The organism is Microcoleus vaginatus FACHB-2002 (genome assembly GCF_040004035.1).
GTDB lineage: Bacteria > Cyanobacteriota > Cyanobacteriia > Cyanobacteriales > Microcoleaceae > Microcoleus > Microcoleus vaginatus_C.
In genome coordinates this window covers 125629-135982 of the sequence record NZ_JAMPLN010000020.1, presented here as the reverse complement: position 1 = coordinate 135982, position 10354 = coordinate 125629, and the positions used below count along the sequence as shown (strand labels likewise).

At 46.3% G+C, this 10354-nt stretch carries 6 protein-coding genes; 2 read left to right on the top strand and 4 right to left on the bottom strand.

What is annotated here, in order from left to right:
- Positions 1-300: 300 nt before the first annotated feature.
- Positions 301-3726, bottom strand: coding sequence for a CHAT domain-containing protein (locus NDI35_RS18060; RefSeq protein WP_445313941.1), 3426 nt, complete (start codon positions 3724-3726; stop codon positions 301-303).
- 373 nt (positions 3727-4099) lie between these two features.
- Between NDI35_RS18060 and NDI35_RS18055 the strand changes: the two genes are divergently transcribed.
- On the top strand, positions 4100-4255 hold the full coding sequence (locus NDI35_RS18055; RefSeq protein WP_445313940.1) for a hypothetical protein: 156 nt from the start codon (positions 4100-4102) through the stop codon (positions 4253-4255).
- A gap of 98 nt (positions 4256-4353) precedes the next feature.
- Here NDI35_RS18055 and NDI35_RS18050 read toward each other — a convergent pair whose 3' ends face one another.
- The gene (locus tag NDI35_RS18050) at positions 4354-7716 is read right to left on the bottom strand and encodes a CHAT domain-containing protein (RefSeq protein WP_445313939.1); all 3363 of its coding nucleotides are present in this window, start codon (positions 7714-7716) and stop codon (positions 4354-4356) included.
- A gap of 35 nt (positions 7717-7751) precedes the next feature.
- Positions 7752-7901, bottom strand: a complete 150-nt coding sequence (locus tag NDI35_RS18045; protein ID WP_445313938.1) for a hypothetical protein — start codon at positions 7899-7901, stop codon at positions 7752-7754.
- A gap of 123 nt (positions 7902-8024) precedes the next feature.
- On the opposite strand from NDI35_RS18045, the gene NDI35_RS18040 reads away from it, so the two are divergent.
- The gene (locus NDI35_RS18040) at positions 8025-9539 is read left to right on the top strand and encodes a dolichyl-phosphate-mannose--protein mannosyltransferase (RefSeq protein WP_445313937.1); all 1515 of its coding nucleotides are present in this window, start codon (positions 8025-8027) and stop codon (positions 9537-9539) included.
- A 148-nt stretch (positions 9540-9687) separates the two neighbouring features.
- Here NDI35_RS18040 and trmB read toward each other — a convergent pair whose 3' ends face one another.
- Positions 9688-10320 carry a tRNA (guanosine(46)-N7)-methyltransferase TrmB gene (trmB, locus tag NDI35_RS18035; RefSeq protein ID WP_445313936.1) on the bottom strand — a complete coding sequence of 211 codons (633 nt, stop codon included), beginning with the start codon at positions 10318-10320 and terminating at the stop codon, positions 9688-9690.
- Positions 10321-10354: the final 34 nt, after the last annotated feature.

Genomic DNA, 10354 nt, shown 5'->3' with positions numbered 1-10354 from the left:
CCATTTCATCTATTATCCCGGCTACTATTCCCAAGTGGTCTAAATTTACGATATTTATCCCCGATAATGGCTGGTTCATGATTTTTAGAGTTGCTTTACTGCAGAAATCTATTCTACACTAAAAACTCCCAAACGATTGCCGTGCAATCGTTTGGGAGTTTTGTGTTCCCGAATTTATCTTCCTTTCCTTCTGCTTGAATATCTGCGGAATGTGGGTTGTATCCTGATTCACCGCAAAAAGTTCTCGCCAGACTTACACTCGCCCGGAATTGGAATTAATGCTGGTTTTTTTCATAAAATTTATCGCCATTCCCCCTGAAGAGTAAAAGCCGCCCAATAATAAGGAGAACGCCACTCTTCCTGCTTCAACATTTCCAATTGCGCCGCCCTTAAAGCAGCCGCTGGCGTTAACCCTTTTTGCAGCATTCCCTGATAGAAACTCGACATTAACGTAGCTGTTCCTTCATCATCCACACTCCACAAACTCACCACAACTCGCTGAGCCCCTGCATACATAAATCCCCGCGTTAATCCTACCATTCCCTCGCCTTGAACTATCTGCCCCATTCCCGTTTGGCAGGCACTTAAAACTACTAAATTTGCTGCTAATTTGAGATTGAAAATATCAGTAAGTCGCAGGAATCCATTTAAGGGATTTCCCTTTTCATCTACTAGCGACAAGATGATTCCTGACAGTTCCGGATGAGCGCTATTCGCTAAACCGTGAGTGGCAAAATGAAGGATTTTATATTGGCTTAAATTCGGGCTGGTTGCGACGGCGCGGCTGGCTTCAAAATCCAAAGATTCGGTGCGAGAATTGGCAGGAACTAACGCTTGAATGATTTGAGCTTCTTGGCGAGTGAATTTTAAACGGCTCAACTGTAAGTTATTGGCGCGACCAGAGCGGCTTAAACCGGGGTTTACTGATTCTATTGCTTGCAGATTGGTGGCGGTTGACTGGTTCTTGACTCGTTCATCGTTAGCGCTAAAAACTGGATCGGCGAGAATCGCTAAAGTCCGAGTAGGAGGTTGTCGGTCACTGTAGTTTTGTCTTAATATTCCCAAGGTGGAAGCTGAAGGCAGCAGCACGATTTCATGGTCTACTATTAAAGGCGGATTCCCATTTTCACCGGATTTTCCAGGGAGCGAGAGGGCAGCAAATGGGAGGTAATTGAGAACGCCATCGCCAACAATCAGCAGGCGCTTTTGAGCTAGTTGTGCTGCTGCGGGCTGTAAGATCATTTGACTGATAGCATCGTTGGCTTGGGCGACTTGATTGGGGCTGTTTCGGGAAGTTGGAGCGGTGACAGCATTGCGGAATTTTCTGGCAGTTGTCTCGATTTCGGCAGCTTTTGGTAATTCATAACTGGTGATGCTGGTTTTGGTGACAGCCCAGAGATAGCTGCGCTCTTTTCCTAAAGAATACTGGAGTAAAATTGTATTCTCATCGAGGATTTGTTGTTGAATTTGTGCCAGCGTTAGAGGTTGCGGTTGCGTGAGGGCTGCGTACCGGGGGCTAGTAGCGCGGATTTGTGTTTGAATGTCCTGATATTGTGCGATTAAAGTTTGCCGTTGTTGTTCTAATTCTGCTTCTTGGGTGGGAGTGTACTTGGGGCGATTGAGAACTTCGACGCGCCGTTTTTCAAGGGCATCGAGTTGCTGTTGCAAACTGCGTTCTCGCTGCAATAATTCAGGGGCGACATTTTGGCGAATATCGGCATTTGCTTCTTGCAGAAGTTCGAGGAGACTGCGGGCGCGGGAACGTTCGCTGGCTTCAAAGGCTTTGGTATCATAACCAGATCTCGGTTGCTTTTTGTGCAGTTGCATTAACAGGTCAATGTAGAACTGGTAATAGTTTTGTACGGTGGCAAAGTATGAGGTGCGGAGTTCTGGGCTGGCAATTTTGGTGCGGAGGCTTTCAATAATTTTGACAGAGGCTTCAATGTTAGTGAGGGCTTCAGTGAGATTGCCTTGCTCACGTTTTGCATAAGCTATGTTGCTGAGGTTGTTCGCTTCTCCACTGCGATCGCCTACTGCGCGACTTAGGGGCAGTGACTGGCTGTAATACTCTAGCGCTTTCTGTTTTTCTCCTAAATCATCGTAGACACTGCCGATGTTGTTGAGGGTGCGAGCTTCCCCACGGCGATCGCCCACAGCCCGATACAGGGGAAGCGACTGGCTGTAATACTCTAGCGCTTTCTGTTTTTCTTCCAAATCATCGTAGACACTGCCGATGTTGTTGAGGGTGCGAGCTTCCCCACTGCGATCGCCTACTGCTCGATACAGGGGAAGAGACTGACTGTAATACTCTAGCGCTTTCTGTTGTTCTCCCACATCTAAGTAGACTAAGCCGATATTGTTGAGGGTGGTAGCTTCTCCATTGCGATCGCCTACTGCTCGATACAGGGGAAGCGACTGGTTGTAATAATCTAGCGCTTTCTGTTTTTCTCCCAAATCTGAGTAGACACTGCCGATGTTGGTGAGGGTGCGAGCTTCCTGTGGATCGCCTATTGCCCGACTCAGGGGAAGCGACTGACTGAAATAATCTAGCGCTTTCTGTTTTTCTCCCAAATCTGAGTAGACTAAGCCGATATTGTTGAGCGTGCTAGCTTCCCCACTGCGATCGCCTACTGCTCGATACAGGGGAAGGGACTGGTTGTAATAATCTAGCGCTTTCTGTTTTTCTCCCAAATCTGAGTAGACACTGCCGATGTTGATCAGGGTGCGAGCTTCCTGTGTGCGATCGCCTATTGCCCGACTCAGGGGAAGGGACTGGCCCAAATACTCTAGTGCTTTCTGTTTTTCTCCCAATGCTGAGTAGACAGCGCCGATGCCGATGAGGGTGACGGCTTCTCCATTGCGATCGCCTACTGCTCGATACAGGGGAAGAGACTGGCTGTAATACTCTAGCGCTTTCTGTTTTTCTCCTAAATCTGAGTAGACAGTGCCGATGTTGTTGAGGGTGCGAGCTTCCTGTTTGCGATCGCCTATTGCCCGACTCAGGGGAAGGGACTGGCTGTAATACTCTAGCGCTTTCTGTTTTTCTCCCAAATCTGAGTAGACACTGCCGATATTGTTGAGGGTGGTGGCTTCCCCACCGCGCTCGCCTACAGCTCGAAACAGGGGAAGCGACTGGCTGTAAAACTCTCTTGCTTTCTGTTTTTCTCCCAATGCTGAGTAGACAGCGCCGATGTTTGTGAGGGTGCGAGCTTCCTGTGTGCGATCGCCTATTGCCCGACTCAGGGGAAGGGACTGGCTGTAATACTCTAGCGCTTTCTGTTTTTCTCCCAATTCATCGTAGACTTTGCCGATGTTGTTGAGGGTAGTAGCTTCCCCACCGCGATCGCCTACTGCCCGAAACAGGGGAAGGGACTGGCTGTAATACTCTAGGGATTTCTGTTTTTCTCCCAAATCATCGTAGACTCTGCCAAGAACCAGGAGACTAACAGCTTGTGCTGAAGTGTCGCCCGCTTCTCGATACAGCTTTAATGCTTCTTCAAGCTTAGCGCTCGCTTGTCTTAAAGATTCCGCCGTCCCCTGCTGAAACATTTGCACCCCTTCTGTCAAGGCTCTTTCAGCAGCAGCCGCCGCCGGGTTTCCCCCGGACTGCTGCGATACCCCTTGGCTAATTTTTATAACACTGGGTGCAGCTACCGCCGGGACTCCTAGCAGGATACTCGCACCTACAGCTACCCCCCAAACCCATAGCCTGAGATTCATAAACATCCCTTAAACCAGACCTTGTTAACCGCTATCATAGTCGCTCCCAGCTTGTCAGGTGCGCTTTCTCTTCCTGCGTGCAGGTTACATCGGGGGCATATTGTGCAATCGGGCCGCTGCACGTAGCGCCACACCCTCCAAGGGCGATCGCCCGCATCGGATTTGCCTCCGCGAAGGTTAAAAGTCATAATTGTAATTTTTACGCTATAGCCTTTCTCAAAAAAGTGAGGTATGCCCTATGCCCTATGCCCTATGCCCTATGCCCTATGCCCTATGCCGGATAGTACCTCATCTTTCTGAGAAAGGCTATATTCTCAACTTAGTATTTTTAAATTAGCGATCGATCCCAAACCTAGGATCTATTATTTTTTGATGTTTTATGAACCCTAACAAAAAACAATCCCACAAATCAATGTTTGTTTTTGCCTTGGGAATGCTCGGTGTTTTCCTCCTATCCTTAACTCTCCCCTTTTGGGAACTAGAGCGATTTAACACTTTAGTAGAAGAAGGAAAAAGGAAGACAGTTGACAGTTGACTGTTGGCTGTTGTTCATGGCAAGCCCGATGCCCGATGCCCGTATAGGTTTTATCAGCAATTAATCGGACTTGATATCATAACGGTTTTTCATAAAATTTATCGCCATTCCCCCTGAAGCGTAAAAGCCGCCCAATAATAAGGAGAACGCCACTCTTCCTGCTTCAACATTTCCAGTTGCGCCGCCCTTAAAGCCGCCGCTGGCGTTAACCCTTTTTGCAGCATTCCCTGATAGAAACTCGACATTAACGTAGCCGTTCCTTCATCATCCACATTCCATAAACTCACCACCACTCGCTGAGCCCCTGCATACATAAATCCCCGTGTCAATCCTACCATGCCCTCGCCTTGAATGCTTTGCCCCATTCCGGTTTGACAGGCACTTAACACTACTAAATCTGCTGCTAACTTCAGATTGAAAATATCAGTAAGTCTCAGGAATCCGTTTAAGGGATTGCCCTTTTCATCTACCAGTGACAAGATAATTCCTGATAGTTCCGGATTAGTGCTATTCGCTAAACCGTGAGTGGCAAAATGAACGATTTTATATTGGCTTAAGTTCTGACTGGTTGCTGCGGCGCGGCTGGCTGCAAAATCCAAAGATGCGGTGCGAGAATTGGCCGGAACTAACGCTTGAATGATTTGAGCTTCTTGGCGAGTGAATTTTAAACGGCTCAACTGTATGTTATTGGCGCGACTAGAGCGGCTTAAACCGAGATTTACTGATTCTATTGCTTGGGGATTGGCGCTATTAGACTGGGTGCTGACTCGTTCATCGTTAGCGCTAAAAACTGGATCGGCGAGCATTGCTAAAGTCCGAGTTGGGGGTGGTCTGTCATTGTAGTTTTGTCTTAAGATTCCCAAGGTGGAAGCGGAAGGCAGCAGCACAATTTCATGGTCTACTATTAAAGGCGGATTCGGATTTTTACCGGGTGTTTCGGGGAGCGAGAGGGCCGCAAAGGGCAGGTAATTGAGAATGCCATCGCCAACTATCAGCAGGCGTTTTTGACCTAGTTGTGCTGCTACGGGCTGTAAAATAATTTGACTGAGCGTGTTGTTAGCTTCAGCAACTCGATCGGGAATATTTCGGTAGCGCGGGTTAGTCACAGCATCGCGGAAATTGCGGGCGGCTTTTTCGATGTCAACCTGTTTGGGCAATTCATAACTGGTGAGACTGGTTTTAGTCACAGCCCACAGATAGCTGCGCTCTTTCCCTAAAGAATACTGGAGTAAAATGGTATTCTCATCGAGGATTTGTTGTTGAATCTGTGCCAGGGTTAAAGGTTGCGGTTGGGTGAGGGCGGCGTACCGGGGACTGGTGGAGCGGATTTGGGCTTGAATGTCCTGATATTGTCCTAGTAAAGTTTGGCGTTTTTGGTCTAATTCTGCTTGTTGTGCTGGGGTATAATTGGGGCTGCTTGTAGTTTCGATTCGGGGTGTTTCTAAGGCATCGAGTTGCTGTTGTAAATTGCGTTCTTGCTGTAATAATTCCGGGGCGACACCTTGGCGAATATCGGCATTTGCTTCTTGAAGAAGTTCTAGGAGGCTGCGGGCGCGGGAACTTTCGCTGGCTTCTAAGGCTTTGCGATCGTAACCTGATTTGGGATTGGTTTTGTGCAGTTCCATTAACAGGTGAATGTAGAACTGGTAATAGTCTTGTACCGTGGCAAAGTATGAGATGCGGAGCTCGTGGTTGGTAATTTTGGTGCGGAGGTTTTCGATGATTTTGATGGAGGTTTCAATGTCAGTGAGGGCTGCGATTAAATTGCCTCGATCGCCTTTGATATTAGCCATATTGTAGAGGGTGAGAGCTTCCCCAGGACGATCGCCCACAGCGCGAAACAGCGGCAGGGCTTGGTTGAAATATTCTTCTGCTTTCTGCTGGTTTCCCAATTCTGAGTAAGTAGTACCTGTATTGTTGAGGGTGAGGGCTTCTCCACGCCGATCGCCCGCTTTTTGTCTCAAATCGAGGGCTTGTTTGTAGTAGTCGAGGGCTGTTTGTTTTTCTCCCAAATCTGAATAGACTATGCCAATATTGGTGAGGGTAGTGGCTTCCTTAGCCCGATCGCCCATAGCGCGGAATAAGGGAAGGGCTTGGTTGAAATACTCTTTTGCTTTCTGTTTTTCTCCCAAATCGTTGTAGGCTAAGCCGATGTTGTTGAGTGTGGTGGCTTCCGCAGTGCGATCGCCCAAAGATGTGTCGCTGTTTGCGGGTATGTTCGAGATGTTGCTGAGGTTGATACTTGCTTCAGGGCGATCGCCCATTTCCCGAATTAGGGAAAGGACTTGGTTATAGTAGTCGATGGCTTGCTGTTTCTCTCCCAAAGCATAGTAAACGGCGCCGATATTGTTGAGGATGACGGCTTGTTTAGGGCGATCGGCTAAAGTCCGATTCCAAGAAAGGGCTTGCTTGTAGTAGTTCAGGGCTTGCTGTCTGTCTCCTAATCTATTAGTAATGAAGCCCATTTGATGCAGCGTGTAAGCTTCCTTCTCCCTATTTCTAAGCATTTGATAAAGCGAACGCGCTGCCTCAAACTTTTGCAAGGCTTCCTGGTAAGATGCTGCTGTTTCTTGAGCGAATAAGAGCCTAGCTTCCTGAATCAATTGGTCGGCTTCATCTGTTTTTTGATTTAATCGTTGTTTGTTTTTCTGAATTAATCGATCTGCTTCCCCATCAGGGATTTGATTTCTACTGAGATCGAGGGTTGTCAGATTTACCAATCCCGCTAAAGGTTTGGCATCTTCGATTTGATTTCTACTGAGGTCTAGGGCTGTCAGATTTGTCAATCCCGCTAAAGGTTTAAGATCGGCGATTTGATTTGATGCGAGGAAAAGCAGTATCAGATTTGTCAATCCCGATAATGGTTTCACATCTGCGATTTTATTGCCACTCAAATAAAGAAAATTTAACTCTGTCATTCTCGATAAAGGTGTCACATCTACAATTTGATTAGATGCGAGCGACAGCCCTGTTAGATTAGTTAATCCAGCTAAAGGTTTGACATCTACGATTTGGTTGGCTTCGAGGAAAAGCTCCGTCAGATTAGTCAGCCTCGATAATGGTTTCATGTCTGAGATTTGATTGAAATTGAGGGCGATAAATCTCAGATTAGTCAGTCCCGATAAGGGTTGCACATCTGTTATTTGATTTAAACTGAGGTTGAGCTTTCTCAGATTGGTGAATTTTGATAATGGTGTGATATCGACTATTTGATTGCGAATCAGGGAAAGTTCTGTGAGATTACTCAGTGTTTTTTGAGCGCGATCGCACTCTTGTGTTTTTGCTTTTGATAGCAACACCTCCACCGTATGTCTGGCTTCAGGGGTCAAATTCTCTTTGTTGGTACAGAAATCAGCAAAACTTTCAAATGTCTGGGGATTTGGCGCGGCGGCAGATCCCATCAGGATAGTCGCACCTACAGCTAACCCCCAACGCCCCCAAATCGAAAGTATGGGATTCATAAGCACTCGCTCAAAAAAGACATGATTAGCTGCTATCATAATCTATCGCACCTTGTGATGCCTGCTTTTCCTTCCTGCTTGCCAATTAGATGGGGAGCATTTGGTGAAACAATAGTCGCTACTGCTTCTCGCTGCACTCTCCAAGCATTATTAGAAACCGGGTTTAAGAAACTGAGTTTTTCCAAAAAACCAGGTTTTTCCTCAAAAATTCGGTTTCTGCACAAGTCCTATTTTAGGTTACTCTCTACTCAGGAATTTTAAATTAGCGATCGCCCTCAAATTTAGTATCTATTATTTGCTGCTGTTTTATGAAAATCCAGAAAAAACAATTTAACCAATCGAATGTTATTTTCTCCCTAGCAATGCTCGGCATTTTTCTCTTTTCCTTAACTCTCCGATTTTGGGAACTAGAGCGATTTAACGATTTAGTATTTGACGAGGTTTATTACGCTAAATTTGCCAACAATTATCTCACCAAAACTCCTTTTTTCAACGCTCACCCGCCTCTGAGCCAGTACATAATTGCGATCGGCATTTGGATCGGCACTCACCTTCCCTTCGGACAAACAGCCGTCAACAGTAAGGCTGGCTCCCTGCTTTCCCCTTGGGATTACCGCTGGCTGAATGCTCTCACAGGTTCCTTTATTCCCCTAGTTGTGGGAGCCCTAGCTTATCAGCTAGTTCGGCGCCGCACCTTTGCTTTTATTGCTGCTTTATTGATCGCCTGCGACGGTCTGTTTTTAGTTGAGTCTCGCTACGCGCTGAACAACATTTATCTGGTTTTATTTGGAATTTTAGGTCAGTTATTTATTTTAAAAGCTGTAGAAGCAGAAGGCAAAAAGCGCTGGCTTTGGCTGGTTCTCGCCGGAATTGGTTTCGGCGCATCGGCGGCTATCAAATGGAACGGATTATGGTTTCTTTTCGGTACTTATCTAATTTTAATCTGTGCTTGGACAGTGCGTTTTATCCAGGGTAACAGAGGAAATGAAGAACAAAGCCGCGAGGTAGATTCACCTCTAATTCCTGCCGAAAGTCCAGTACAAAAACTGACTAAACTCAATTTTATAGAACTCTGCTTGAGTCTAGCTATTATTCCTATTCTAGTTTACAGCATCTCTTGGATTCCTCACCTGTACTTTAATCCAACTCCCAATTTCTGGCAGATGCAAACGGAAATTTTGACTTATCACCAGCGGATTAAAAGCGGCCCTGATGTACATCCTTATTGTTCCACGTGGTACAGTTGGCCTTTGATGCTGCGCCCCATAGTTTACTTCTTCAGAAAAGCTACCAACAATGCCCAACCAGATCCGGTTTTGCCGCCTTTACCTGAAGGTGCAACTGAGGTAATTTTTGACGTTCACGCAATGGGAAATCCCTTGCTTTGGTGGCTGTCCACCTTAGCTTTACTGCTAGTAATAGGAGTTTTAGTTCACCGGATTTGGGTGTGGCTGCAAACGCGCAGCGAGGCTTCAGTTGACACGATAGAACAGCAGCGACCGATTTTGTTTCCGCCGACTGCTGAAATGTGGCTGGGGTTATATTTAATAGTTAATTGGGCCGCTAATTTGCTGCCTTGGGTGAAGGTGACTCGCTGCATATTTTTGTACCATTATATGGGCTGTTCTGTGTTTGCAGCTTTAGCACTTGCTTGGTGGGTTGACAGGTGGCTGCACAGCCCTCAAACTCGACTCCGAGGGATGGGGGTAACAATTATTTTTCTGGTTTTGGGTGCTTTTATTTTCTGGATGCCTATCTATTTGGGACTGCCTTTGTCGCAAATGGAATGGAAAATTAGGATGTGGCTGCCATCTTGGGTTTAACTTAGAAATAATTTTTTTATTAACGGGCAAGATGCCCGTTACACAAGAAAATTAAGTTTTGTGGAACAGGCATCTTGCCTGTTCCTAACCAAGGTGCAAGATGTAAGTTATAACATTTATCACAAAGGTGAGTTTGCGAAAGCGAGCATTATTTTTGATACAGTGCTCGATAAACTGGTTCGCCCCGTTTCAGAGTAGCAATTTCTCTTTCAGTAGGAACAGGCAGGGGATTTTCTGCTAACCATTCGCCCCCATTTTGACGTTTAAAACAGGGGTGAGATGAAAAGCGATCGCACATTTCCCTTTCTACTTCTTCAATATCTGACTGGATAAAAACTTCGCCGCCAATTGCCAGATAAGTTGCCAATTCGTTGACTAATTCCTGCTGCACCACCCGCCGTTTGTGGTGCTTTTTCTTGAACCACGGATCGGGAAACTGAATGCTAACTCGCTGCAAAATACCTGCGGGCAAAGTTTCTAAAATTGGCTTTAGGGAACTATTAGCATTGCAAAACAAATAATGCAAATTTGTCAAGCCTTTTTCGTCCCGCCAAAGATTCGCCTCCTCTACCAAAGGTTCCCGAATTTCTAATCCTAGAAAATTCCAGTCTGTTTGGATTTGCGCCATGTGCCACAAAAACCGTCCTCTGCCGCAGCCGATATCTAAATGCAGCGGTAAATTTAAGTCGGCATAGATTTTAGTCCAATCCGGAGGACTTGCCGATGCTTGATATCTAATTGATAGGGGATTGACGTGTTCCCGCACTCTTACTCTTGCCAATTTTGCTGTCTCCTGAATGTATTTTTTAACCGCT

What these genes read in the sequence shown, in the direction of transcription:
- NDI35_RS18040 (WP_445313937.1), top strand. Translation starts at nt 8,025, where the DNA reads ATGAAAATCCAGAAAAAACAATTTAACCAATCGAATGTTATTTTCTCC.
- NDI35_RS18050 (WP_445313939.1), bottom strand. Translation starts at nt 7,716, where the DNA reads ATGAATCCCATACTTTCGATTTGGGGGCGTTGGGGGTTAGCTGTAGGT.
- NDI35_RS18055 (WP_445313940.1), top strand. Translation starts at nt 4,100, where the DNA reads ATGAACCCTAACAAAAAACAATCCCACAAATCAATGTTTGTTTTTGCC.
- NDI35_RS18060 (WP_445313941.1), bottom strand. Translation starts at nt 3,726, where the DNA reads ATGTTTATGAATCTCAGGCTATGGGTTTGGGGGGTAGCTGTAGGTGCG.